This is a genomic window from Microbacterium terricola (assembly GCF_027943945.1).
Classification (GTDB): domain Bacteria; phylum Actinomycetota; class Actinomycetes; order Actinomycetales; family Microbacteriaceae; genus Microbacterium; species Microbacterium terricola.
This window is the reverse complement of sequence record NZ_AP027141.1, coordinates 1281620-1306041: the sequence shown is the minus strand read 5'-3', so window position 1 is coordinate 1306041 and position 24422 is coordinate 1281620. Positions and strand designations below refer to the sequence as shown.

The 24422-nt window shown below is 69.7% G+C and carries 22 protein-coding genes and 1 tRNA gene; 20 read left to right on the top strand and 3 right to left on the bottom strand.

The window, feature by feature from the left end; genetic code table 11:
* The first annotated feature begins 12 nt into the window (after window positions 1–12).
* From hisG to Microterr_RS06050, 16 genes are all read left to right on the top strand, one after another.
* Window positions 13–855 (top strand): ATP phosphoribosyltransferase, encoded by an 843-nt coding sequence (hisG, locus tag Microterr_RS06125; protein WP_263795560.1) that lies wholly within the window; start codon window positions 13–15, stop codon window positions 853–855.
* Window positions 855–1631: an imidazole glycerol phosphate synthase subunit HisF gene (hisF, locus tag Microterr_RS06120; protein ID WP_263795561.1), complete on the top strand. Its 777-nt coding sequence runs from the start codon at window positions 855–857 to the stop codon at window positions 1629–1631. The genes hisG and hisF overlap by 1 nt, the downstream gene beginning before the upstream one ends.
* On the top strand, window positions 1631–2023 hold the full coding sequence (gene hisI, locus Microterr_RS06115) for a phosphoribosyl-AMP cyclohydrolase (protein ID WP_263795562.1): 393 nt from the start codon (window positions 1631–1633) through the stop codon (window positions 2021–2023). The genes hisF and hisI overlap by 1 nt, the downstream gene beginning before the upstream one ends.
* Window positions 2020–2622, top strand: coding sequence for a Trp biosynthesis-associated membrane protein (locus tag Microterr_RS06110; RefSeq protein ID WP_263795563.1), 603 nt, complete (start codon window positions 2020–2022; stop codon window positions 2620–2622). Before hisI ends, Microterr_RS06110 begins: the two co-directional genes overlap by 4 nt.
* 163 nt (window positions 2623–2785) lie before the next feature.
* On the top strand, window positions 2786–3727 hold the full coding sequence (locus Microterr_RS06105) for a carboxypeptidase-like regulatory domain-containing protein (RefSeq protein WP_263798817.1): 942 nt from the start codon (window positions 2786–2788) through the stop codon (window positions 3725–3727).
* Between the two features lie 80 nt (window positions 3728–3807).
* The gene (locus Microterr_RS06100) at window positions 3808–4041 is read left to right on the top strand and encodes a DUF6704 family protein (RefSeq protein WP_263795564.1); all 234 of its coding nucleotides are present in this window, start codon (window positions 3808–3810) and stop codon (window positions 4039–4041) included.
* Window positions 4042–4043: 2 nt separating this feature from the next.
* A complete protein-coding gene (trpC, locus tag Microterr_RS06095) occupies window positions 4044–4841 on the top strand; it encodes an indole-3-glycerol phosphate synthase TrpC (RefSeq protein ID WP_263798818.1) in 798 nt (265 codons plus the stop codon).
* On the top strand, window positions 4838–6097 hold the full coding sequence (trpB, locus tag Microterr_RS06090; protein ID WP_263795565.1) for a tryptophan synthase subunit beta: 1260 nt from the start codon (window positions 4838–4840) through the stop codon (window positions 6095–6097). The genes trpC and trpB overlap by 4 nt, the downstream gene beginning before the upstream one ends.
* Complete coding sequence (gene trpA / locus Microterr_RS06085; protein WP_263795567.1) at window positions 6094–6879, top strand: tryptophan synthase subunit alpha; 786 nt, start codon at window positions 6094–6096, stop codon at window positions 6877–6879. Before trpB ends, trpA begins: the two co-directional genes overlap by 4 nt.
* A 327-nt stretch (window positions 6880–7206) precedes the next feature.
* On the top strand, window positions 7207–7506 hold the full coding sequence (locus Microterr_RS06080; RefSeq protein WP_263795568.1) for a GIY-YIG nuclease family protein: 300 nt from the start codon (window positions 7207–7209) through the stop codon (window positions 7504–7506).
* A 155-nt stretch (window positions 7507–7661) separates the two neighbouring features.
* Window positions 7662–8633 (top strand): prolipoprotein diacylglyceryl transferase, encoded by a 972-nt coding sequence (gene lgt / locus Microterr_RS06075; RefSeq protein WP_263795569.1) that lies wholly within the window; start codon window positions 7662–7664, stop codon window positions 8631–8633.
* Window positions 8634–8697: 64 nt separating this feature from the next.
* Window positions 8698–13293, top strand: coding sequence for a glutamate synthase large subunit (gene gltB, locus Microterr_RS06070; protein ID WP_404810155.1), 4596 nt, complete (start codon window positions 8698–8700; stop codon window positions 13291–13293).
* Window positions 13286–14755: a glutamate synthase subunit beta gene (locus tag Microterr_RS06065; protein WP_263795571.1), complete on the top strand. Its 1470-nt coding sequence runs from the start codon at window positions 13286–13288 to the stop codon at window positions 14753–14755. The genes gltB and Microterr_RS06065 overlap by 8 nt, the downstream gene beginning before the upstream one ends.
* A gap of 37 nt (window positions 14756–14792) precedes the next feature.
* Window positions 14793–16241 (top strand): pyruvate kinase, encoded by a 1449-nt coding sequence (gene pyk / locus Microterr_RS06060; protein WP_263795572.1) that lies wholly within the window; start codon window positions 14793–14795, stop codon window positions 16239–16241.
* 70 nt (window positions 16242–16311) lie between these two features.
* On the top strand, window positions 16312–16698 hold the full coding sequence (locus tag Microterr_RS06055; protein ID WP_263795573.1) for an SHOCT domain-containing protein: 387 nt from the start codon (window positions 16312–16314) through the stop codon (window positions 16696–16698).
* Window positions 16691–17056: a hypothetical protein gene (locus Microterr_RS06050; RefSeq protein ID WP_263795574.1), complete on the top strand. Its 366-nt coding sequence runs from the start codon at window positions 16691–16693 to the stop codon at window positions 17054–17056. Before Microterr_RS06055 ends, Microterr_RS06050 begins: the two co-directional genes overlap by 8 nt.
* A 37-nt stretch (window positions 17057–17093) precedes the next feature.
* On the opposite strand, the gene Microterr_RS06045 is transcribed toward Microterr_RS06050, so the two are convergent.
* Window positions 17094–17179, bottom strand: a tRNA-Leu gene (locus tag Microterr_RS06045).
* A gap of 33 nt (window positions 17180–17212) precedes the next feature.
* On the opposite strand from Microterr_RS06045, the gene Microterr_RS06040 reads away from it, so the two are divergent.
* Window positions 17213–17833: an ANTAR domain-containing response regulator gene (locus tag Microterr_RS06040; RefSeq protein ID WP_263795575.1), complete on the top strand. Its 621-nt coding sequence runs from the start codon at window positions 17213–17215 to the stop codon at window positions 17831–17833.
* A gap of 9 nt (window positions 17834–17842) precedes the next feature.
* Here the strand turns inward: Microterr_RS06040 and Microterr_RS06035 are convergent, their stop codons facing one another.
* A complete protein-coding gene (locus Microterr_RS06035; protein WP_263795576.1) occupies window positions 17843–18271 on the bottom strand; it encodes a hotdog fold thioesterase in 429 nt (142 codons plus the stop codon).
* Between the two features lie 54 nt (window positions 18272–18325).
* Between Microterr_RS06035 and polA the strand changes: the two genes are divergently transcribed.
* Complete coding sequence (polA, locus tag Microterr_RS06030; protein ID WP_263795577.1) at window positions 18326–20959, top strand: DNA polymerase I; 2634 nt, start codon at window positions 18326–18328, stop codon at window positions 20957–20959.
* A gap of 19 nt (window positions 20960–20978) precedes the next feature.
* Window positions 20979–22652, top strand: coding sequence for a DUF885 domain-containing protein (locus Microterr_RS06025; protein ID WP_263795578.1), 1674 nt, complete (start codon window positions 20979–20981; stop codon window positions 22650–22652).
* 10 nt (window positions 22653–22662) lie between these two features.
* On the opposite strand, the gene Microterr_RS06020 is transcribed toward Microterr_RS06025, so the two are convergent.
* Window positions 22663–23286 carry a phosphoribosyltransferase gene (locus Microterr_RS06020; protein WP_263795579.1) on the bottom strand — a complete coding sequence of 208 codons (624 nt, stop codon included), beginning with the start codon at window positions 23284–23286 and terminating at the stop codon, window positions 22663–22665.
* Between the two features lie 79 nt (window positions 23287–23365).
* Here Microterr_RS06020 and Microterr_RS06015 point away from each other — a divergent pair, with 79 nt between their 5' ends.
* On the top strand, window positions 23366–24415 hold the full coding sequence (locus tag Microterr_RS06015; protein WP_263795580.1) for an LLM class flavin-dependent oxidoreductase: 1050 nt from the start codon (window positions 23366–23368) through the stop codon (window positions 24413–24415).
* The last annotated feature ends 7 nt before the right edge of the window (window positions 24416–24422 follow it).

Below are 24422 nucleotides of genomic sequence, written 5' to 3'. Positions count from 1 at the left end.
AAAGCCCTCTCCATGCTGCGAATCGCCGTGCCGAACAAGGGATCGCTCGCCGAGACCGCCCACGACATGCTCGCCGAAGCCGGCTACACCGGCCGCCGCGACCCGAAGGACCTGCACGTCATCGACCCGGCCAACGACGTCGAGTTCTTCTACCTGCGGCCGAAGGACATCGCCACGTATGTCGGGTCCGGCGCGCTGGATGTGGGCATCACCGGCCGCGATCTGCTGCTGGACGCGCGGATGCCGGGTGCCCGCGAGATCGAGGCGCTCGGCTTCGGCGGATCGACCTTCCGCTTCGCGGGCCCTCCTGGCGCGTTCACCGACATCTCCGACCTCCAGGGCGTGCGGGTCGCCACCGCCTACCCCGGTCTGGTCGACGCGTACCTCGATGAGCTGGGCATCGCGGCGGATCTCGTGCCGCTGGACGGCGCCGTCGAGTCGGCGGTCCAGCTCGGAGTGGCGGATGCCGTCGCCGACGTCGTCTCGACCGGCACCACCCTGAAGCAGGCCGGGCTCGAGATCTTCGGACCCGTCCTGCTGCAGTCCGAAGCGGTCCTGATCACCGGGCAGACCGACGTCGACGGCACGGACACCCTTCTCCGGCGCCTCCGCGGCGTCATGGTCGCGCGGCAGTACGTGCTCGTCGACTACGACCTGCCCGTCGCGCTGGTCGACCAGGCGGTCGCCATCGCACCCGGCATCGAGTCGCCCACGATCTCGCCGCTGCGCGACGCCGAGTGGGTCGCCGTGCGGGTCATGGTGCCGCGCAGGGGCGTCAATCAGGTGATGGACGACCTGTACGCCATCGGCGCGCGCGCGATCCTGGTCAGCGCAATCCACAACGCGAGGCTCTGATGTCGCTCGCCTGCCGCGTCATCCCGTGCCTCGACGTCGCCGCCGGCCGCGTCGTGAAGGGCGTGAACTTCGAGAACCTGCGCGACATGGGCGATCCGGTCGAACTCGCCCGCGAGTACTTCCGGCAGGGCGCAGACGAGATCACCTTCCTCGACGTCACCGCGACGGTCGACGAGCGGGCGACCACGTACGACGTGGTCCGCCGCACGGCCGAGGAGGTCTTCATCCCGCTGACCGTGGGCGGGGGAGTGCGCACGGTCGACGACGTCGCCCGGCTGCTGGCGGTGGGTGCAGACAAGATCGGCGTGAACTCGGCGGCGATCGCGCGTCCCGACCTGCTCGACGAGATCGCCGACCGCTTCGGCGCCCAGGTGCTCGTCCTCTCCCTCGACGTCAAGCGCGCGTCAGCGGAGCTCCGCGACCGCGTCCCGTCCGGTTTCGTCGTGACCACCCACGGCGGACGCACCGAGACCGAGCTCGACGCGCTGGAGTGGGCCCGCGAGGCCACCGAGCGCGGCGCGGGGGAGCTGCTGGTCAACTCCATCGACGCCGACGGCACCCGCGAGGGCTTCGACCTCGAGCTGATCTCGCTCATGCGCGAGGTCTCCAGCGTCCCGGTGATCGCCTCCGGCGGCGCCGGCGAGGTGGGCCACTTCGCCCCCGCGGTCGGTGCCGGCGCGGACGCGGTGCTGGCAGCATCCGTCTTCCACTCCGGCCAGCTGACGGTCGGCGACGTGAAGTCGGCCATGGCCGATGCCGGGATCGAGGTGCGCTGATGGCTGACGCCGCCCCTGACCCCGAGTCCGTCGAAGACCGCATCGCCCGGGTCGCCTTCAACCGCGACGGGCTCGTCGCGGCCGTCATCCAGCAGTGGGACAGCCTCGAGGTGCTCATGCTCGGGTGGATGGATGCGGAGGCGCTGCGTCGCACGCTGACGACCGGCCGGGTCACCTTCTGGTCGCGCTCGCGTCAGGAGTACTGGCGCAAGGGCGACACCTCCGGCCACATCCAGCTGGTGCGCGGCGCTCGCCTCGACTGCGACGGCGACACGATCCTCGTCACGGTGGATCAGGTCGGCGCCGCGTGTCACACGGGAACCCGGACGTGCTTCGACGCCGACGACCTCGGACCGCAGGTCGCCGACCTCGGGCGGGACGCGACGGCGTGATCGCCCGCGCCCGCTCGCTCGCCGTGATCGCGCTCGTCGCCGTCGGGGCGCTGGGCGTCATCTCCTCGACGCAGACCTGGCTGACCGTGACCCTCAGCGACGGCGCCCAGCACGAGCTGACCGTGCCCGGCGCCTCGGCGATCCCCGTGCTCGCACCGCTGAGCCTGGCGGTCCTCGCCCTCGGCGCCGCGCTGTCGATCGTCGGGCGGGTGCTCGCGCACGTGTTCGGCGCCCTCGCCGTCGTGCTCGGCGGGGTGCTCGCGGTGCTGACGTGGCAGGTCGCCTTCCAGCAGCCGATCGGAGCCGTGACGAGCGTCGTGACCGAGGCGACCGGCATCGCCGGGGCCGACGCGGTCGGCGAGCTCGTCGCCGGCATCGTCCCGACCCCGTGGCCAGCGGTCACGCTGGTCGGCTGGGTGGTGCTCGTCGCCGCAGGAGTCCTCATCGTCGCCACCGCACACCGCTGGCGGCGCGGCGGGCGGCGCTACCGCACCGACGCACCGGCCGAGGCACCCGCTGCGGCATCGGGTTCCCGCCCGCACGACGCCATCGACGACTGGGACGACCTGTCGCGCGGCGACGATCCCACGGCCACGTAGGCGCGCAGCGGCCCCCGTTGTGCCCCGGCTGACGCGCAGATACTGTGCGTGAGCGAGGGGGTAGACGATGAGTGCTGTCGCGACCGAAACCCGTGGCATTTACCGACGCAATGGGCTTGGCCTCCGGTGGACGCGCCGGATCGCACTCGCCGTCGTGCTCAGCATGTTCGTGGGGTTCGGGATCGCGGCGCCCGCCTATGCTGCCGGCGCGGTCACGTCCTCACCCACGCCGACGATCAGCGCGGCCAAGAAGGCGGCGACGCTCCGATTCACTGCCGCTCCTGTCCCGAGGATCAAGGGCAGTGCGAAAGCAGGGAACACTCTCACCGCCGTGCACGGCACGTGGAGACCCACGCCCACCTTCTCGTACCAATGGAAGCGCAACGGCAAGGCGATCTCCGGCGCCAAGTCCAAGACGTACAAGGCGCGCGCAGCAGATGTCGGCAAGAAGATCACCGTCACCGTCACCGGCCGCAAGTCCGGCTACACCAGGACCTCGCGGACCTCGGCGGCCCGCAACGTCGTGCAGGCCACCGGGACGATCACCGGCACCGTCGTGAACACCGCGGGACAGCCGCTCAACTCAGCCACAGTGCAACTCGCGTACCTCACCACCACCGGCGGCTACACCGAAGTCGCGCGGGTGGTCACCGGATCCGCCGGCACGTTCACGTTCACGAACGTCACTCCGGGGTACTACTACAACCTCTACGTCTCCCGTTCGGGGTACCTGTCGGGTTACGCCTATGGATCGCCCGGACTCATCGAGGCAGGGGCGAAGTACGTCTGGAATCCCGTGCTGAGCGCGGCGCCCGCCGCCACCGCGACCGCTTCGGGATGCTTCGATCAGAACACGATCAAGTACTCCCACGGCACGAGCAACATCCTCGCGTTGAGGTCGATAGACGGGGCCACCTGGACCGAGGGTGGACAGCTGCAGCGGGACTGGCAGGGGTGCTTCTCCGCGACCGTCACCTCCGGCTACTACTGGAAGTTCCGGATGACCGTCCTCATCGGGTCGATCGTCGCGGTCGCGGAATCCGACCCTCACTACTTCACCGCCGGTGAGAACTACAGCTATCCCTCAATCATCTATTTCGAGTGACGACGATCGCGGGGAGGCGACGATCCCACGGCGTGAGCCCCGCTAGACTTTCCAGGATCGCGCAAACCCGGAGGACGAAAATGAGCAGCAACCCCATCGGCGACCCTGGCCACGGTCACTCCCCGGCGGCATGGACCGCAGTGGTGATCATGCTGGTCGCCGTCGCCCTCGGCACGCTCTTCTTCTTCCTCGACCTTCCCGTCCTCGTCTGGGCCTCCGCCGGCCTGCTCGTCATCGGGCTCCTCGCGGGTGCGGCGCTGGCGAAGGCCGGCTACGGCGCCAACGGCCCGAAGTACGCGTCGAAAGAGCACTGATGGTGCTCGCCGACCTCACGGCCGGCGCGGTGGAGGATGCGCAGCAGCGCGCCGTCACGCGTCCTCTCGCCGAGGTCGAGCGCGCCGCGCTCTCCCGGCAGCCCGCCCGTGACGCCCTCGCCGCGCTCGCCCCGGCCGACCGGGTGAAGATCATCGCCGAGGTCAAGCGCGCGAGCCCCTCGCGCGGCGACCTGGCCAGCATCCCCGATCCTGCGCACCAGGCGAGCCTGTACGAGCAGGGTGGCGCCAGCGCCATCTCGGTCCTCACCGAGGGCCGCCGGTTCAAGGGCAGCCTCGCCGACCTCGAGGCGGTCACGACGGCCGTGTCGCTGCCGGTGCTGCGCAAGGACTTCATCGCCACGCCCTACCAGGTGCTCGAAGCCCGGGCCTCCGGCGCCGATCTGGTGCTGCTGATCGTGGCCGCCCTCGAGCAGCCGCTGCTCGCCGAGCTGCACGCCCTGGTGCTCGAACTGGGGATGACGCCGCTGGTCGAGACGCACTCGGCCGACGAGGTGTCGCGTGCCGCTGACATCGGCGCCCGTCTGGTCGGGGTGAACGCCCGCGACCTGTCCACCTTCGAGCTCGACCGCGACCTGTTCGGGCGGGTGGCCGACCGCATCCCCGCCGACGCGATCAAGGTCGCCGAATCGGCCGTCCTCGCTCCTGCAGATGTCGCGCATTACCGCGCCGCGGGCGCAGACGTCGTGCTGATCGGCGAGGCGCTCGTCACTGGCGACCCCGTCGCCACGCTCGGCGCCTTCCTCGCCGCCGGCGCGCCTACCGAGGGGGAGTCCGCATGAGCCTTCGCGACGAGTCCGGCCCCTTCTTCGGCGAGTTCGGCGGCCGGTACATGCCCGAGTCGCTGATCGCCGCCATCGACGAGCTCACCGACGTGTACGAGAAGGCGATCGCCGACCCGGAGTTCATCTCCGAGTTCCAGCATCTGCTGCGCACCTACGCGGGGCGCCCGTCGATCATCACCGAGGTGCCGCGGTTCGCCGCACACGCCGGGGGAGCGCGGGTCTTCCTCAAGCGCGAAGACCTCAACCACACCGGCTCGCACAAGATCAACAACGTGCTCGGACAGGCGCTGCTCACCAAGCGCCTGGGCAAGACCCGCGTGATCGCCGAGACCGGGGCGGGCCAGCATGGCGTCGCCACGGCCACCGCCGCCGCGCTGTTCGGCTTCGAGTGCACCATCTACATGGGCGAGGTCGACACCGAGCGCCAGGCGCTGAACGTCGCACGGATGCGGCTGCTCGGCGCCGAGGTCGTGCCCGTGAAGACCGGTTCCCGCACGCTCAAGGACGCGATCAACGACGCCTACCGCGACTGGGTCGCCAGCGTCGAGACGACGAACTACATCTTCGGCACCGCGGCCGGTCCGCACCCGTTCCCCGCGATGGTGCGCGACTTCCAGAAGGTCATCGGCGAGGAGGCCCGTCAGCAGCTGCTCGACGAGACCGGTCGTCTGCCCGACGCCGTGCTCGCGTGCGTCGGCGGCGGGTCGAACGCGATCGGCATGTTCGACGCCTTCCTCGACGACGCTGACGTGAAGCTGTACGGCGTGGAGGCGGCGGGCGACGGCGTCGACACGCCCCGTCACGCCGCCTCGATCGAACGCGGACGCCCCGGTGTGCTGCACGGCGCGAAGACCTACGTGCTGCAGGACGAGGACGGCCAGACCATCGAGTCGCACTCGATCTCGGCCGGCCTCGACTACCCAGGGGTCGGTCCGGAGCACGCCTGGCTCGCCTCGATCGGCCGGGCCGAGTACATCCCCGCGACCGATGACGAGGCGATGCAGGCGCTGCGCCTGCTGAGCGCGACCGAGGGGATCATCCCGGCGATCGAGTCGGCGCACGCGCTGGCCGGCGCCCTGCGGATCGGCCGCGAGCTCGGACCCGACGCCGTGCTCGCCGTGTGCCTCAGCGGCCGCGGCGACAAGGACATGGACACCGCCGCCCGCTACTTCGAGCTGTACGACGCCGACGCGGAGCCCGTTGCGGAGCCTGCGCCTGACGAGGCCGCCAAGGGCGACGGGGTGGAGCTGTGACGTCGCGGGTCGCGGCGGCCATCGAGGCCGCCCGCGCCGAGGGTCGCGGGGCGTTCATCGGCTACCTGCCGCTCGGGTTTCCCGACCTGCAGACGAGCATCGACGCCGCGGTCGCCCTGGCCGAGAACGGCGCCGACATCCTCGAGCTCGGTCCGCCGTACTCCGACCCGGTGATGGACGGCACGGTGATCCAGGAGGCCACGCAGGCCGCGCTGGCCGGCGGCTTCCGGCTGCGCGACATCTTCACCGCCATCCGCGAGATCACGAGCCGCGTCGACGTTCCGGTCGTCGTCATGACCTACTGGAACCCGGTGCTGCAGTACGGCGTCGACCGCTACGCGGACGACCTGCTGGCGGCAGGGGGAGCGGGACTCATCACGCCCGACATCACGCCGGAGGCCGCTCCGGAGTGGATCGCCGCGAGCGAGCGCACGGGTCTCGACCGCATCTTCCTGGCGGCACCGACCTCCACCGACGAGCGGCTCGAGCTGATCGCCCGCCACTCCACCGGATTCGTGTACACCGTCTCGACGATGGGCATCACGGGGGAGCGCGCTGAGCTGGATGCTGCGGCCCGCACGCTCGTCGGACGCCTGCGCGAGCATGGCGTCGAGCACGCGTGCGTCGGCATCGGCATCTCGACCGCCGACCAGGTGAGCGGGGTCGTCGACTACGCGGACGGTGCGATCGTGGGCACCGCGCTCGTGCGCGCACTCCGCGACGGCGGCGTGGACGGCCTCGCCGTGACCGCCCGCGCCCTGGCCGCCGGCACTACCCGCTGAGCTCTCCGTCGCTGAGCGAGGAGCGCAGCGACGAGACCCGGCACCCCCGGGCAGGCGGCTCACGCCGTTTCGTCTCGCTTCGCTCGCTCAACGGGCCGCAGGCGGCGCCGGACGCCCGGGTCGTTGAGCGAGGAGCGCAGCGACGAGACGAAACGCGCCGCACCTCCCGAGCAGGCGGCTCACGCCGTTTCGACTCGCTCCGCTCGCTCAACGGGCCGCAGACGCCGCCGGAGACCCCGGGTCGTTGAGCGAGGAGCGCAGCGACGTGACGAAACGCGCTGTGGATAACCCGATCGCCGTGTCGGCAGCTCGCCGTACCGTCGCGCCATGGCTCACGTGTACATCCTCGAGTGCGCCGACGGCACGTTCTACGTCGGCAGCACGCTCGACCTCCACCGTCGCGTCGCGCAGCACGCGGCAGGAGAAGGAGCGGCGTATACGCGGCGTCGGCTCCCAGTGAGGCTGATCTGGAACACCGAGTTCGACGACATCGGTGAAGCATTCCTGTGGGAGAAGCGCATCCAGGGCTGGAGCCACGCCAAACGGAAGGCACTCATCGAAGGCGGCCTCGAGGCCGTGATCGGCTGGAGCGCGCGCACACGCGGCCAGACACCCACGGCTCGTTGAGCGAGGAGCGCGGCGACGTTTCGTCTCGCTTCGCTCGCTCAACGACCCGCACCCTGCCGTCCCAGTTCGCCTCGCTGCGCTCGCTCAACGACCCGCACGGCGGCCACGCGGCGGGCGGGGACGGGCACCGTGCGGCGGCAAGTAGACTTCCCCTCGTGCTTTCCTCCGCCCTGGACGTCGTCGCCAGCATCCCGAGTCCGTCTGTCAGCTACATCGACCTCGGGCCGCTGCGCATCCACTTCTACGCGCTGTGCATCATCGCGGGCATCATCGTCGCGGTGCTGCTCACGAACCACCGCCTCACCAAGCGGGGTGCGGAGCCGTGGGTCGTCATCGACATCGCGCTGATCGCGGTGCCCCTCGGCATCATCGGCGCCCGCATCTTCCACGTGCTCACCCACCCCGGCTTCTACTTCGGGGAGGGCACAGACATCTGGGCGATCTTCCGCATCTGGGAGGGCGGCATCGCCATCTTCGGCGCCCTCATCGGCGGCGCGATCGGCGCATGGCTCGGCTGCCGCTGGACGGGCATCCGATTCTGGACATTCGCCGACGCTTTGGCGCCAGGTCTGATCATCGCCCAGGCGCTCGGACGCTTCGGCAACTGGTTCAACCAGGAGCTGTTCGGCCTCCCCACCGACGTGCCGTGGGGCCTGGAGATCGACAGCACCAACCCCGCCTTCCCTCCCGGCCTTGCCGAGGGCACGCTGTTCCACCCGACCTTCCTCTACGAGGTCGTCTGGAACCTGCTCGGCGCCGCCGTGATCCTCTGGGCCGGCCGGAAGTTCCGCCTCCAGTGGGGCCGCACCTTCGCGATCTACCTCATGTGGTACGGCGCCGGCCGCATCGTGTGGGAGTCGATCCGCATCGACCCGAGCGAGATCGTCCTCGGCCTGCGCACCAACGTCTGGGCGGCCATCATCTGCGTCGTCCTCGGCATCGTGCTGTTCTTCGTCCAGAAGCGCCGCCACCCCGGCCTGGAGCCCTCGCCGTACGTGCCCGGCCGCGAGTGGACCTCCCCGAGCGCGGTACAATCGCAGGACAGCAACGAATTCGTCGACACCAGCGCACCTCTCGCAGACGAAGTCACCGCAGGCACCGCCACAAGCACAGTCGCCACGAACTAACGCACGCACACGCGCGCAGGGCCGACGTCGTCCCATTTTGAGCATCAACGTGAGGACGGTAGCTATGCCATCGAGCCCCCGTCGCGGATCCACCCGGTTGGCCGCGAGCCAGCCAGGGATGGGCGCTTTCCCCGCCAAGCAGGGCATGTACAACCCTGCGTTCGAGAAGGATGCGTGCGGCCTGGCCATGGTCGCCACGCTCCGTGGCGAGGCAGGGCACGACATCGTCGCGCTCGCGCTCACTGCGCTGCGCAACCTCGAGCACCGCGGCGCGATCGGCTCGGACGCGGGCACCGGTGACGGCGCAGGCATCCTCACGCAGATGCCCGACGCCTTCCTCCGCGAGGTCGTGGAGTTCGAACTGCCCCCCGTCGGGGAGTACGCCGTCGGCATGGCCTTCCTGCCCGTCGACGACGCAGAGCGCGCGGCCCAGAAGGACGGCGTCGCCCGCATCGCGGCCTCCGAGGGTCTGACCGTGCTCGGCTGGCGTGTCGTGCCGACCGTCGACGACCACCTCGGCAAGCTCGCGTTCGCCGCACGTCCCGTCTTCGAGCAGCTGTTCGTCACCCGCGCGGGTGACGGCGAGACCGTGTCGGGCCTCGCGCTCGACCGCATCGCGTACCGACTGCGCAAGCGCGCGCAGCACGAGCTCGGCGCCTACTTCGTCTCCCTGTCCTGCCGCACGCTCGGCTACAAGGGCATGGTGACCACGCTCCAGCTCGAGCCGTTCTACCCGGACCTGCAGGACGAGCGCTTCGCCACCGAGCTCGCTGTCGTGCACTCCCGCTACTCGACCAACACGTTCCCGTCGTGGCCGCTCGCCCAGCCCCTGCGCATGCTCGCGCACAACGGCGAGATCAACACCGTCAACGGCAACCGCAACTGGATGCGGGCGCGCCAGTCGCAGCTCGAGTCCGAGCTGCTCGGTGACATCCGTCCGCTGCTGCCCATCTGCACCGAGGGCGCCAGCGACTCGGCCTCGTTCGACGAGGTGCTCGAGCTGCTCACGCTGACCGGGCGCAGCCTGCCGCACGCCGTCATGATGATGGTGCCGGAGGCCTACGAGAAGCAGGCCGACGTCGACCCGAAGCTGCGCGCCTTCTACGACTTCCACTCCATGCAGATGGAGCCGTGGGACGGCCCCGCCGCACTGATCTTCACCGACGGCACGATGGTCGGCGCGACCCTGGACCGCAACGGTCTGCGCCCCGGACGCTGGACCGAGACGACCGACGGCCTCATCGTCATCGGCAGCGAGACCGGCGTGCTCGACTTCGAGCCCGAGCGCATCAAGCGGCGCGGCCGCCTGCGCCCCGGCCGCATGTTCCTCGTCGACACCGCGCAGGGCCGCATCATCGAGGACGACGAGATCAAGTCTCAGCTCGCCGACCTGGAGCCGTGGCAGGAGTGGCTGGATGCCGGTCGTGTCCGCCTCGCCGACCTGCCCGAGCGCGAGCACATCGTGCACCCGATCGCCTCGATCACCCGCCGGCAGCGCACCTTCGGCTACACCGAGGAGGAAGTCCGCATCCTCCTCACCCCGATGGGGCAGAACGGCGCGGAGCCGCTCGGCGCCATGGGCAGCGACACGCCGATCGCGGTGCTCAGCGAGCGTCCGCGCCTGCTGTTCGACTACTTCACGCAGCAGTTCGCGCAGGTCACCAACCCGCCTCTGGACTCCATCCGCGAAGAGGTCGTCACTTCGCTCGCTCTGGGCCTCGGGCCCGAGCGCAACCTCCTCGACTGGGGACCTGAGCACACCCGCACGGTGACCCTCGACTTCCCGGTGATCGACAACGACGAGCTCGCCAAGCTGCAGCACATCGACAAGGCGCTGCCCGGTCGCCGTTCCGTCACCATCCGCGGTCTCTATCGACTGGATGCCGGGCCCGACCCGCTCAAGCTGCGGCTCGACGAGATGTGCGCCGAGGTCGACCACGCGATCGCCGAAGGCGCGGAGTTCATCATCCTGTCGGACCGCGACTCGAACAAGGACTTCGTCCCGATCCCGTCGCTGCTGATGGTGTCGGCGGTGCACCACCACCTCATCCGCAACGAGAACCGGATGAAGGTCGGTCTGGTCGTCGAGGCCGGTGACGTCCGCGAGGTGCACCACGTCGCGACGCTGCTCGGCTACGGCGCGTCCGCGGTCAACCCGTACCTGGCGATGGAGACGGCCGAGTACCTCGTGCGCTCTGGCTTCATCACAGGGATCGCACCGGAGAAGGCCGTCAAGAACCTGATCTACGCGCTCGGCAAGGGCGTGCTGAAGATCATGTCCAAGATGGGCATCTCGACCGTCTCGTCCTATGCGGGCGCGCAGGTGTTCGAGGCCGTCGGCCTCTCCGGCGAGTTCATCGCCGAGTACTTCACCGGCACCGAGTCCAAGCTCGGCGGCATCGGCATCGCCGAGGTCGCGGCCGAGAACAAGGCCCGCCACGACTTCGCCTACCCCGAGGACGAGGCGGTGCGCGCGCACGAGCGCCTGTGGACCGGCGGCGAGTACCAGTGGCGCCGCGACGGATCGCCCCACCTGTTCAACCCCGAAACGGTCTTCCGGCTCCAGCACTCGACCCGGACGCGCCGCTACGACGTCTTCCGCGAGTACACGAAGCTCGTCGACGACCAGGCCGAGGAGCTGAAGACCCTGCGCGGGCTGTTCAAGCTCAAGACGGGGGAGCGGCCTCCTGTGCCCCTCGACGAGGTCGAGCCGGTCGCATCCATCGTCAAGCGGTTCTCCACCGGCGCGATGAGCTACGGGTCCATCTCGAAGGAGGCCCACGAGACGCTCGCGATCGCGATGAACCGTCTGGGCGCGAAGTCGAACACGGGCGAGGGCGGCGAGGACATCAACCGTCTGCTCGACCCCGAGCGCCGCAGCGCCATCAAGCAGGTCGCCTCCGGCCGGTTCGGCGTGACGAGCATGTACCTCACGCACGCCGAGGACATCCAGATCAAGCTGGCGCAGGGCGCCAAGCCGGGGGAGGGCGGCCAGCTCCCGCCGGGCAAGGTCTACCCCTGGATCGCGCGCACGCGCGGCGGCACCGCCGGGGTGGGGCTCATCTCCCCGCCGCCGCACCACGACATCTACTCCATCGAGGATCTCAAGCAGCTGATCTTCGACCTCAAGCGCGCCAACCCGTCGGCCCGCGTGCACGTGAAGCTCGTCAGCCAGTCCGGCATCGGCGCGGTCGCCGCGGGCACCGCCAAGGCGCTGGCCGACGTCATCCTGGTCTCCGGCCACGACGGCGGCACCGGAGCGAGCCCGCTGAACTCGCTCAAGCACGCCGGCACACCGTGGGAGCTCGGCCTGGCCGAGACCCAGCAGACGCTGATGCTCAACGACATGCGCGACCGCGTCGTCGTGCAGGCGGACGGGCAGCTGAAGACGGGTCGCGACGTGCTGATCGCCGCGCTGCTCGGCGCAGAGGAGTTCGGCTTCGCGACCACGGCGCTCGTGGTCGAGGGCTGCATCATGATGCGCGTGTGCCACCTCGACACGTGCCCGGTCGGCGTCGCGACGCAGAACCCCGTGCTGCGCTCGCGCTTCACCGGCAAGCCGGAGTTCGTCGTCAACTTCATGGAGTTCGTCGCCGAAGAGGTGCGCGAGTACCTGGCCGAGCTCGGCTACCGCTCGCTCGACGAGGTCATCGGCCACACCGAGCTCCTCGACGTCGACGGGGCGGTCGAGCACTGGAAGACCAGCGGCCTCGACCTGCGCCCGATCCTGGAGGGACCGGCATTCGCCGCCGACGAGCCTCGGCGCAACATGCGGCCGCAGGATCACGAGCTCGGCGAGCACTTCGACGTCCAGCTCATCGAGCGCGCGCAGGATGTGGTCGCCCACGGCGGATCGATCACGATCGACCTGCCCGTGCGCAACACGGCGCGCGCGGTCGGGACGATGCTCGGCAACCGGGTCACCCTCGCGCACGGACAGAACGGCCTGCCCTCGGGCTCGATCACCGTCAACCTCACCGGTTCCGCTGGACAGTCCTTCGGCGCGTTCCTCCCGGCCGGCATCACGCTGCGGCTCGAGGGCGACTCGAACGACTATGTCGGCAAGGGTCTGTCCGGTGGGCAGATCGTCGTCCGCCCGCCGCGCGACGCCGGGTTCGACGCCTCGAAGAACGTGATCGCGGGCAACGTCATCGGCTACGGCGCGACGCAGGGGACCATGTTCCTGCGCGGCGTCGTCGGCGAGCGCTTCCTCGTGCGCAACTCGGGCGCCACCGCCGTCGTCGAGGGCGTGGGCGACCACGCGCTGGAGTACATGACCGGCGGCCTCGCCGTGATCCTCGGCGAGACGGGCCGCAACCTCGGTGCCGGCATGTCCGGCGGCACCGCGTACGTGTACCGGCTCGATCACGCACTCGTGAACCGCGAGGCGATCGCGCTCGGAGAGCTCGCCCTCGGCGAGCTCGGATCGGGGGATGCTGCCATCCTCCGCGATCTGCTCGAGCAGCACGTGGCCGAGACCGACTCGGCACTCGCTGCCGCACTCTTGGACGACTTCGAGAACGAGGTGCCCAACTTCGTCCTCGTGACACCGCGCGACTACGCCGCGGTGATGCAGACGCGTCAGGAGGCGGTCGCCGAAGGGCTCGACCCCGACGGCGACGTGGTCTGGAACCGCATCATGGAGGTGACGGGTGGCTGACCCGAAGGGCTTTCTGAAGGTCACCGAGCGTGAGCTGCCCGCGCGGCGGCCCGTTCCGGTGCGCATCATGGACTGGAAAGAGGTCTATGAGCCGGGTGACCCGGCCGTGCTGCGCCGCCAGGCCGGCCGCTGCATGGACTGCGGCATCCCGTTCTGCCACAAGGGCTGTCCGCTCGGCAACCTCATCCCGGAGTGGAACGACCTCACCTGGCGCGGGGAGGGCCGCTCGGCCATCGAGCGCCTGCACGCGACCAACAACTTCCCCGAGTTCACCGGTCGGCTCTGTCCCGCACCGTGCGAGAGCTCGTGCGTGCTGGGCATCAACCAGCCCGCGGTGACGATCAAGCAGATCGAGGTCTCGATCATCGATCAGGCCTTCTCGAGCGGCTGGGTCGAGGCCGAGCCGCCGGCGCGGCTGACCGGCAAGACCATCGCGGTCGTCGGATCGGGTCCGGCCGGACTCGCCGCCGCCCAGCAGCTCACCCGCGCAGGCCACACCGTCGCCGTCTTCGAGCGCGACGACCGCATCGGCGGCCTGCTGCGCTACGGCATCCCCGACTTCAAGATGGAGAAGCGTCACCTCGAGTCGCGCCTGCGTCAGATGCAGGACGAGGGCACGCGCTTCCGCGCGGGGGTCGAGATCGGCAAGGACATCTCCTGGTCGGACCTGCGTGCGCGCTACGACGCGGTGGTCATCGCCACCGGCGCGACGGTGCCGCGCGAGCTGGCCATCCCCGGTCGCGACCTGGCGGGCGTCCACTTCGCCATGGAGTACCTGGTCGAGTCGAACAAGGCGACCGCCGGCGACGCCGTCGCGAACCAGATCACCGCAGAGGGCAAGCACGTGATCGTGATCGGCGGTGGCGACACCGGTGCGGACTGCATCGGGACCGCACACCGTCAGGGTGCGCTCAGCGTCACGAACCTCGCCATCGGCAAGCAGCCTCCCGCATCCCGTCCGGACCACCAGCCGTGGCCGATGTCGCCGACGGTCTTCGAGGTGCAGTCCGCGCACGAGGAGGGCGGCGAACGCGCCTACCTCGCCTCGACCGTGGAGTTCCTCGGCAACGAGGTCGGCGAGGTCCGGGCGCTGCGCCTGGCGGAGACCGAGTACACGAGCGACGGCCGCCGCGTCCCCAAGAGCGGCACCGAGCGCGAGATCCCCGCCGACCTGGTCCTGATCGCGATGGGCTTCACCGGCCCGGAGCGCACCGCCCTGGAAGAGCAGCTCGGTGCCCAGTTCACCGGCCGCGGCAACGTCGACCGCGCGGCGGACTGGCAGACGACGGCGCCTGGCGTCTTCGTCGCCGGCGACGCCGGACGCGGCCAGTCGCTCATCGTGTGGGCCATCGCCGAGGGTCGCGCGGCCGCAGCCGCGGTCGACGAGTTCCTCATGGGCACCACGTCGCTGCCGTCGCCGGTGCGACCGACAGATATCGCGATCGGACTCCAGCCCGCGTAGGCTGGTTTCCTTCCCCCACCCCAAGAGAAAGATACGGATGAGACGCGCCAAGATCGTCGCCACGCTGGGCCCCGCCACCGACTCGTATGAGATGGTCCGGGCGATCATCGAGGCCGGAGTGGACGTCACCCGCTTCAACCTCAGCCACGGGAGCTACTCCGAGCACGAGAAGCGCTTCGCCAACGTGCGCAAGGCCGCAGACGACGCCGATCGCGCCGTCGCCATCCTGGTCGACCTCCAGGGCCCCAAGATCCGCCTGGGCAAGTTCGCCGCCGGGCCGCACGACCTGGCCGAGGGTGACATCTTCAAGATCACCACCGACGACATCGAGGGCACGAAGGAGATCGTCTCGACGACCTTCAAGGGTCTGCCTGCCGACGTCAAGCCGGGCGACTTCCTGCTCATCGACGACGGCAAGGTCCGCGTCGAGGTCGTGAGCGTCGACGGTCCCGTCGTGACGACGAAGGTCATCGTCGCCGGCGCCGTGTCCAACAACAAGGGCATCAACCTGCCCGGCGTCGCCGTGAACGTCCCCGCCCTGTCCGACAAGGACGAGGCGGATCTCCGCTGGGGCCTGCAGGCGGGCGCCGACCTCATCGCACTGTCGTTCGTGCGCAACGCCGCCGACGTGCAGCGCGTGCACGAGATCATGGCGGAAGAGGGACGCAAGATCCCCGTCATCGCGAAGATCGAGAAGCCGCAGGCGGTCGACAACCTCGAGGAGATCATCGACGCCTTCGACGGCATCATGGTCGCCCGCGGCGACCTGGGTGTCGAGCTCCCGCTCGAAGCCGTGCCGATCGTGCAGAAGCGCGCGGTCGAGCTCTGCCGCCGCATGGCCAAGCCGGTCATCGTGGCCACGCAGATGCTCGAGTCGATGATCGAGAACCCCGTGCCCACCCGCGCGGAGACCAGCGACGTCGCCAACGCCGTCCTCGACGGCGCCGACGCGGTCATGCTGTCGGGCGAGACGAGCGTCGGCAAGTACCCGGTCGTCGTGGTCGAGACGATGGCACGCATCGTGGCATCCACCGAGGACCACGGTCTCGAGCGCATCGCGCCGATGACGGCCAAGCCGCGCACGCAGGGCGGGGCGATCACGCTCGCCGCGATCGAGGTCGCCGACTTCGTCGACGCCAAGTACCTGTGCCTGTTCACCGAATCGGGTGACACCGCGCGGCGCATGTCGCGCCTGCGCCCGAAGATCCCGATGCTGGCGTTCGCGCCCGATCCCGCGATCCGCCGGCGGATGGCCCTCACCTGGGGCATCCAGTCGACGCTCGTCGAGCACGTCGCCCACACCGACCTCATGTACCTTCAGGTCGACAACCACCTGCTGGGCAACGGACTGGCCGAAGTCGGCGACCGCGTGGTCGTCATCTCCGGCTCGCCTCCCGGAATCATCGGGTCGACCAACGACATCCGCATCCACAAGGTCGGCGACGCCGTCCACGGCAAGGCACCGATCTACCGCGACCACGCCTGATATCCCCTGTGACTGACCGCGCCAGCTATATACTGGCGCGGTCATCCGCATATCTGGAGGTAGTGAGCACATGTTCCTTGGGGATTTCTTCTGGATGCTGCTGTGGTTCGTCTACGTCGTCTCTTATTTCTTCGTCGTGATCTTCGTGATCATGGATCTGTTCCGCGACGACACCGTCGGGGGATGGGGCAAGGCGGCCTGGATCTTCTTCCTGATCTTCGTGCCGCTGATCACGGCACTCGTCTACGTCATCGCCCGCGGCAGCGGCATCGCGGAGCGTGCGCGCGCTGAGCACTACCGCGCGCCGGAAGAGGACTCGTACCGCCCGTCGGCGTCGACGAGCCCCGCCGACGACATCGCGCGTGCGCAGCAGCTGCTCGACGCGGGCACGATCACGCAGGGCGAGTTCGACGCGCTGAAGAGCAAGGCTCTCGGCAACCAGTACTTCGGTGCCTGACGCCCCCATCGAGAGCACGCCCGAGGGGCCAGGGGAGTCCGACGCAGCAGTCGTCGACCACTGGAGGCCGCGCGGACAGCGCGCGCTCGTGCTCGTCAGCGCGGTCTGCATCGTCGGGGCGGCGCTCCTCGCGCTCTGGTCGAACAGCATCGTCGAGGACATTTACTACGCGCAGACCACCAATGTGGCATCTGCCAGCGAGTGGGCCTACGACGAGAGCTGGGACGACGGGGCCAGCGTGCTGAAGCCCCTCACGGGATCGTGGGCCGACATCCTCTTCCTCGTCGGCGTCGTGAGCGGTGTCGGGGCGATCGTCCTCGGCGGCGTCGCGGACGCCTTCCGGCGGTACCACCGCTGAGCCGACCGCCGGCGCGCTGGATCACCCTCGGGTGGCTTGGTACCGGTGGTGGGAGTCGAACCCACACGCCCTTGCGGGCAACCGAGTTTGAGTCGGTCGCGTCTGCCATTCCGCCACACCGGCCAGTGCGGAACGACGATACCGTAAGATTCAAAGGTGACCGAGCAAGAGCAGCCCGCTGCGCCCACCGCATCCGCCCCGCGTCGTGTCGTCGTCGCAGAAGACGAGTCGCTCATCCGCCTCGACATCGTGGAGATCCTCCGCGACAACGGGTTCGACGTCGTCGGCGAGGCCGGTGACGGCGAGACGGCTGTCCAGCTGGCCACCGAGCTGCGTCCCGACCTCGTGATCATGGACGTGAAGATGCCCCAGCTCGACGGCATCTCGGCCGCCGAGAAGCTCAGCAAGAACCACATCGCTCCGGTCGTGCTGCTGACCGCGTTCAGTCAGAAGGAGCTCGTCGAGCGCGCCAGCGAAGCCGGCGCCCTCGCGTACGTCGTGAAGCCCTTCACCCCGAACGACCTGCTGCCCGCGATCGAGATCGCGCTGGCCCGCTACGAGCAGATCATCACGCTCGAGGCCGAGGTCGCCGACATGGTCGAGCGCTTCGAGACCCGCAAGCTCGTCGACCGGGCCAAGGGCCTGCTGAACGAGAAGATGGGTCTGTCCGAGCCCGAGGCGTTCCGCTGGATCCAGAAGGCCTCGATGGACCGCCGCCTCACGATGCAGGATGTCGCGAAGGCCATCATCGAGCAGCTGGCCCCGAAGAAGGCCTGACCGACCGGCTCAGGCCGAAGGCAGGTCGCGGATCATGTTCGTGATCCGCACCGTCGAGCAGCGGCGTCCCTGATCGTCGGTGACGACGATCTCGTGGACGGTGATCGACCGACCGACGTGGATCGGCGTGCACACGCCGGTGACCGTGCCGGCCGTGGCCGATCGGGTGTGGGTCGCGTTGATGTCGACGCCGACCGCCAGGCGGCCCTCTCCGGCCAGAAGGTTGGCGTGCATCGAGCCGAGGGACTCGCCGAGGACGACGTATGCGCCGCCGTGCATGAGACCCACGGGCTGCGTGTTGCCCTCGACCGGCATGGTCGCCACAGCGCGCTCGGGGTTCAGCTCCACCCAGGTGAAGCCCATCTTCTCGGCGAGCGCCCCCACGCCCCGATCGAGCGCCCAGCGCAGGGCATCGGACGGCACGGTGGACTCGGTCATTGCAGACTCCCGGGGGTCGGACGAGGTGTCGGCCCCCGCGTCTAGGCTGGCAGGGTGACGGACTCCGCAAAGCCTACCCTCCTGGTCGTCGACGGCCACTCGCTGGCGTACCGGGCGTTCTTCGCCCTCCCGGTCGACAACTTCTCGACGAAAGACGGCCAGCACACCAACGGCGTCTACGGGTTCCTGTCGATGTTCGTGAACCTGATCAAGGCCGAGAAGCCGACGCACCTGGCGGTCGCGTTCGACACCTCGCGCCAGTCGTTCCGCACCCGCGAGTACACCGAGTACAAGGCGAACCGGTCCGAGTCACCCGCCGAGTTCCGTGGCCAGATCCCGCTGCTGCAGGACTGCCTGGCGGCGATGAACGTCACCGTTCTCCAGAAGGAGGACTTCGAGGCCGACGACATCCTGGCGACGCTGGCCACCCAGGGCGCCGAGGCCGGGTTCGACGTGCTGGTCTGCTCGGGCGATCGCGACACCATCCAGCTCGTCAACGACGACATCACGCTGCTGTACCCCAGCGTGCAGGGCGTCTCGCAGCTGAAGCGCTACGACCCGGCCGCCGTGATCGAGAAGTACGGCCTGCCGCCCGAGAACTACCCCGACATCGCCGCCCTCGTCGGCGAGACGAGCGACAATCTGCCCGGCGTGCCGAAGGTGGGGGAGAAGACCGCCGTGAAGTGGCTCACCCAGTGGGGCACGCTCGACGCACTGCTCGAGAACGCCGACAAGATCCCCGGCGTCGTCGGCGGCAACCTGCGCGACCACCTCGAGGACGTGCGCCGCAACCGCCGGCTGAACCGGCTGCTGCGCGATGTCGAGCTGCCGGTCGGGCCGGTCGATCTCGCCGTCCAGCCGATCGACGCCCAGGCCGTGCGTGAGATCTTCGCGCGGCTCGAGTTCCGGACCCTGCTCCCTCGGGTGTTCGAGGCCTCCGGCATCGTCGCCGACGAAGAGCCGGCCGCGCCGACCGTCGCACTGCCCGCATCCCGCTCGCTCACTCCCGCCGAGCTCGCCGACTGGGCCGCCGCTGCGACCGGCGAGGTCGGCGTCACCGTCACCATCGAAGGGGGCCTCCCCGCCCGCATCGGCCTGGCCACGGGTGACGAGGCGGTCGAGGCCACCTGGACGCCGGATGCTGCGGCCGCCCTGGCGCCGTGGTTCGCGTCCGCCGCACCCAAGGTCTTCACCGACGCCAAGCCGCAGGTGAAGGCGCTCGGGCGCGCGGGCGTCCGGGTGGATGGACTCGCCTTCGACCTGCTCGTCGCCGGCTGGCTGCTGCGGCCGAGCTTCCCCGACAAGAGCCTCGCCGACCTCGTCGACCGCTACCTCGGCGAGAAGCTGCCCGAGGCCGACCCGACGCAGCTCGTGCCCGAGACCGAGGGTGCGACCCCCGGGCAGCTGTCCTGGTTCGCCCTCCGGGTCGCCACGGCCCTGCGCGGCGAGCTGCCCGCCTCGGTGGCGACGGTGCTCACCGACATCGAGCTGCCGACGCTCCTCGCCCTCGCCGACATGGAGCTCGCGGGGGTCGCCGTCTCGCACGAGAAGCTCTCCGGGTTCTCCGGCGAGCTGTCCGCTCGCGCCGACGCGATCGCCCGCGACGCGTTCGCCGCGATCGGCCGCGAGGTGAACCTGGGGTCGCCCAAGCAGCTGCAGGAGGTGCTCTTCGAAGAGCTCCAGCTGCCCAAGACCCGCAAGACGAAGACCGGCTACTCGACCGACGCCGCCGTGCTCGCCGACCTGCAGGAGTCCCACCCGCATCCCTTCCTCGATCTGCTGCTCCAGCACCGTGAGGCGACGAAGCTGCGGCAGATCATCGACGCGCTCGACCTCGCGATCGGCGCGGACGGGCGCGTGCACACCACGTACGTGCAGACCGGCAGCCAGACCGGCCGCCTGTCGAGCACCGACCCGAACCTGCAGAACATCCCCGTCCGCACCCAGGAGAGCCGGCGCATCCGCGCCGCGTTCGAGGTGGGCGCCGATCACGAAAGCCTGCTGACCGCCGACTACTCGCAGATCGAGATGCGAATCATGGCGCATCTGTCCGAAGATCCCGGGCTCGTCGAGGCCTTCAACTCCGGCGAAGACCTGCACCGGTTCGTCGGCGCGCGCGTCTTCGGCGTCGAACCGGCCGAGGTGACCCCCGCGATGCGTACCAAGGTCAAGGCGATGTCGTACGGCCTGGTCTACGGTCTCTCGGCGTTCGGTCTGTCCAAGCAGCTGCGCATCGAGCAGTCCGAGGCCAAGCAGCTCATGATGGAGTACTTCGCCCGGTTCGGGGCGGTGCGCGACTACCTGCGCTCCTCGGTCGAGCAGGCCAGGATCGACGGCTACACCGAGACGATCTTCGGCCGGCGCCGTCCCTTCCCCGACCTCGCCAGCCCCAACCGGGTGCTGCGCGAGAACGCCGAGCGCGCGGCGCTCAACGCGCCGATCCAGGGCAGCGCGGCCGACATCATGAAGATCGCACTGTTCCGCATCCACCATGAGTTCGCCGCGGAGGGGCTGCGTTCGCGCATCCTGCTCCAGATCCACGACGAGCTCGTCGTCGAGGTCGCCGAGGGGGAGTGGGACGCCGCCGAGCGGATCGTCCGCGACCGGATGGGCGACGCCGCAGCGCTCTCCGTGCCGTTGGACGTGCAGATCGGCCGGGGCGCGAACTGGGACGAAGCCGCGCACTGACGCGCGTAGGCTCGGTGCCATGACAGAACCACAGCGCACTCCCACGCAGATCGACACGATCGCAGATGCGTGGGTCGACACTCTGGCCGAGCTCGAGCCGACGCTGGCCACCTACATCGGCCGATTCGAATTCAACGACCGCTTCGGCGACTACTCGCCGGCCGGCCACGACCGTCTCGCCGATGCCGCCCGTTCCACTCTCGCCGATCTCGGGGGCGCCGTCGCCGTCGATGCCATCGACCAGGTCACCAAGGACGATCTGACGCGTGAGCTCGAGCTGCAGCTCGAGCTGCACGACGCGAAGTGGCACCTGCGCGACCTCAACGTGATCGCGTCGCCCGCACAGGACATCCGCGCCGTCTTCGACCTGATGCCGACGGACACCGCCGACGACTGGTCGGTGGTCGCGAAGCGGCTGAAGAGCCTGCCCGACGCGATCGAGGGCTACATCGACACCCTCCGCGAGGGGATCTCGGCCGGCGTCGTGCCCGCACGCCGCCAGGTCAGCGAAGTCGTGACCCAGATCGCCCGCTACACCGTCGACAACGGCTTCTTCGCCACGTTCGCCGGCGAGGCCGCGCCCGCCGAGGGCAGCCTGCCGGCGTCGCTGGCGCGCGAACTCGCCGACAGCTCGGGGGCCGCACGCGTCGCGTACGACGAGCTCGCCCGGTTCCTCGCCGACGAGCTCGCTCCCGCGGCGACGGAGAAGGATGCGGTCGGCCGCGAACTGTACGCGCTCCAGTCGCGCCGGTTCCTCGGTGCGACGATCGACCTCGACGAGACCTACGAGTGGGGCATCGAAGAGCTCGCCCGCATGGTCGCCGAGCAGGAGTCGATCGCCGACGAGATCAAGGCGGGCGCCTCCGTCGAAGAGGCCGTCGCATTCCTCGAGGAGGACGCGAGCCGCAAGCTGGTCGGCACCGAGGCACTGCAGCGCTGGATGCAGGAGACCAGCGACCGTGCCGTCGAGGAGCTCGGTCGCACGCACTTCGACATCGCCGACCCGATCCGCAAGCTCGAGTGCATGATCGCCCCCACCAAGGAGGGCGGCATCTACTACACCGGCCCGACCGACGACTTCTCGCGTCCTGGCCGCATGTGGTGGTCGGTGCCAGAGGGCGTCGACACCTTCGACACCTGGCGCGAGCTGACCACCGTGTACCACGAGGGCGTTCCGGGACACCACCTGCAGATCGCGCAGGCGGTCTACAACCGGGCGCAGCTGAACTCTTGGCGCCGGCTGCTCGGGGGCACCTCAGGTCACGCCGAGGGCTGGGCGCTGTATGCCGAGCGCCTGATGGAGCAGCTCGGCTACCTCGACGACCCTGCTGATCGGCTCGGGATGCTGGACGGTCAGCGCATGCGCGCCGCACGCGTGGTGCTCGACATCGGCGTGCACCTCGAGAAGCCGCGCCTCGACGGCACCGGCACGTGGGACCACGACTACGCGCTCGACTTCATGCGCCGCAACGTGAACATGCCCGACGAGTTCGTGCAGTTCGAGGTCAACCGCTACCTCGGCTGGCCGGGTCAGGCGCCGTCGTACAAGGTCGGCCAGCGCATCTGGGAGCAGCTCCGCGACGACGTGAAGGACGCGAAGGGCGCGGACTTCGACATCAAGGCGTTCCACAAGCGCGCGCTGGATGTCGGCGGTGTCGGCCTCGACACCCTCCGCGCCGCGCTGGCCCGCTGACCGCTCCGGGTCAACGAGGGGCACGCAGCAGGCGCACCACCTCGTCGTCCTGGGTCTGGGTGAAATCGTCGTAGAACGGCCCCACCGCCCAGAAGTCCCGCATCCGATGCGGGCACACGTAGACGTCCGCGACGCCCTCGTCGGGTCTCCACCCGGCGGGGGCGACGGGCGCGGCCAGCACGATCTGCTCCGGATCGCGGGTGCGCAGCGCCAGGCAGGCGGCCGTCGCGGATGCCCCGGTCGCGATGCCGTCGTCGACCACGAGGACCGTGCGTCCGGCCAGCGCGAGATCGCCGCCGCCGTACACGCGCACGCGCCGGTCGAGCTCCACCCGCTCCAGATCCTGAGTGAAGGCGAGCTGCTCGGGTGTGACGTCCGCGCTGCGCACCGCATCCGCGTCGACCACGTTCACGCCCTCGGCGATCGCGCCCACGGCGTACTCCTCGTTCCAGGGAGCGCTGATCTTCCGGACCACCACGGCCGCGAGCGGCAGATCCAGCCGGCTCGCGACCTCCGCGGCCACCACGACGCCGCCGCGGGGGATGCCGAAGACCACGGCATCCGTCTCCCGCCATGCGTCGAGCGCATCGGCGAGGACTCGTCCGGCGGCCCGCCGGTCGGCGAAGATGGCCACGGGCACACCCTACGCCCGGGCGACGGAATGAATCGCCCGGGCGCCGGGTTCCTATCCACATGAATGGAATGAGGCGATCATGAGCGTCGACGCAGCAGCTCTCGAACTGGGACTCGACACCTTCGGCGACGTCACCCGTGACGACGCGACGGGCGAGATGCTCAGTGACGCGCAGACGATCCGCAACCTCGTCGACCAGGCCGTCCGCGCCGATGAGGTCGGGCTCGCCTTCTTCGGCGTGGGGGAGCACCACCGTCACGAGTTCGCGGTGTCGAGCCCCGAGATCGTGCTGGCCGCCGCCGCCGCCCGCACCCGCAGCATCCATCTGGGCACGGCTGTCACCGTCCTCTCCAGCGACGACCCCGTTCGCGTGTACGAGCGCTTCGCGACACTCGACGCCGTCTCGCAGGGGCGCGCCGAGGTGATCCTCGGACGCGGCTCGTTCACCGAGTCGTTCCCTCTGTTCGGCTACGATCTTCGCGACTACGAGACCCTCTTCGACGAGAAGCTCGAGCTGTTCTCGCGACTGCGCGAGGAGAAGCCGGTCACCTGGCAGGGCACCCTGCGCGCGCCGCTCGACGGCGCTGACGTGTTCCCGAAGACCGAGGGCGGGATCACCGCGTGGGTGGGCGTCGGGGGCAGCCCGGAATCGGTCGTCCGCACGGCGCGCTACGGCTACGGCCTGATGCTCGCGATCATCGGCGGACCCGCCGATCGGTTCCGCCCGTTCGTCGACCTCTTCCACCGTTCGCTCGACTCGTTCGAGCGCCCGCGTCTGCCGATCGGCGTGCACTCGCCCGGGCACATCGCCGACACCGACCAGCAGGCGTGGGACGAGATGTACCCCGCGATGGAGGCGAACCGCAACGCGATCGGCCGCGAGCGCGGCTGGCCCCCGTACAGCCGTCTGCAGTTCCAGCACGACGTCGGACCGGAGGGCTCGGTGTACGCCGGTTCGCCGGAGACCGTGGCGCGCAAGATCGCCGCGACGGTGCGTGCGCTCGGCATCGACCGCTTCGACCTCAAGTACTCCAACGGCACTCTCTCGCACGAGCGGATGCTGCACTCGATCGAGCTGTACGGCACCACGGTGGCGCCGCTCGTGCGGGAGATGCTCGCCGAGAGCTGAGGCACGT

Bases quoted from the DNA above. Each gene is read 5' to 3' on its own strand.
- hisG (WP_263795560.1), top strand. From the start codon at position 13: ATGCTGCGAATCGCCGTGCCGAACAAGGGATCGCTCGCCGAGACCGCC.
- hisF (WP_263795561.1), top strand. From the start codon at position 855: ATGTCGCTCGCCTGCCGCGTCATCCCGTGCCTCGACGTCGCCGCCGGC.
- hisI (WP_263795562.1), top strand. From the start codon at position 1,631: ATGGCTGACGCCGCCCCTGACCCCGAGTCCGTCGAAGACCGCATCGCC.
- Microterr_RS06105 (WP_263798817.1), top strand. From the start codon at position 2,786: ATGTTCGTGGGGTTCGGGATCGCGGCGCCCGCCTATGCTGCCGGCGCG.
- Microterr_RS06100 (WP_263795564.1), top strand. From the start codon at position 3,808: ATGAGCAGCAACCCCATCGGCGACCCTGGCCACGGTCACTCCCCGGCG.
- trpB (WP_263795565.1), top strand. From the start codon at position 4,838: ATGAGCCTTCGCGACGAGTCCGGCCCCTTCTTCGGCGAGTTCGGCGGC.
- Microterr_RS06080 (WP_263795568.1), top strand. From the start codon at position 7,207: ATGGCTCACGTGTACATCCTCGAGTGCGCCGACGGCACGTTCTACGTC.
- gltB (WP_404810155.1), top strand. From the start codon at position 8,698: ATGCCATCGAGCCCCCGTCGCGGATCCACCCGGTTGGCCGCGAGCCAG.
- pyk (WP_263795572.1), top strand. From the start codon at position 14,793: ATGAGACGCGCCAAGATCGTCGCCACGCTGGGCCCCGCCACCGACTCG.
- Microterr_RS06055 (WP_263795573.1), top strand. From the start codon at position 16,312: ATGTTCCTTGGGGATTTCTTCTGGATGCTGCTGTGGTTCGTCTACGTC.
- Microterr_RS06035 (WP_263795576.1), bottom strand. From the start codon at position 18,271: ATGACCGAGTCCACCGTGCCGTCCGATGCCCTGCGCTGGGCGCTCGAT.
- Microterr_RS06025 (WP_263795578.1), top strand. From the start codon at position 20,979: ATGACAGAACCACAGCGCACTCCCACGCAGATCGACACGATCGCAGAT.
- Microterr_RS06015 (WP_263795580.1), top strand. From the start codon at position 23,366: ATGAGCGTCGACGCAGCAGCTCTCGAACTGGGACTCGACACCTTCGGC.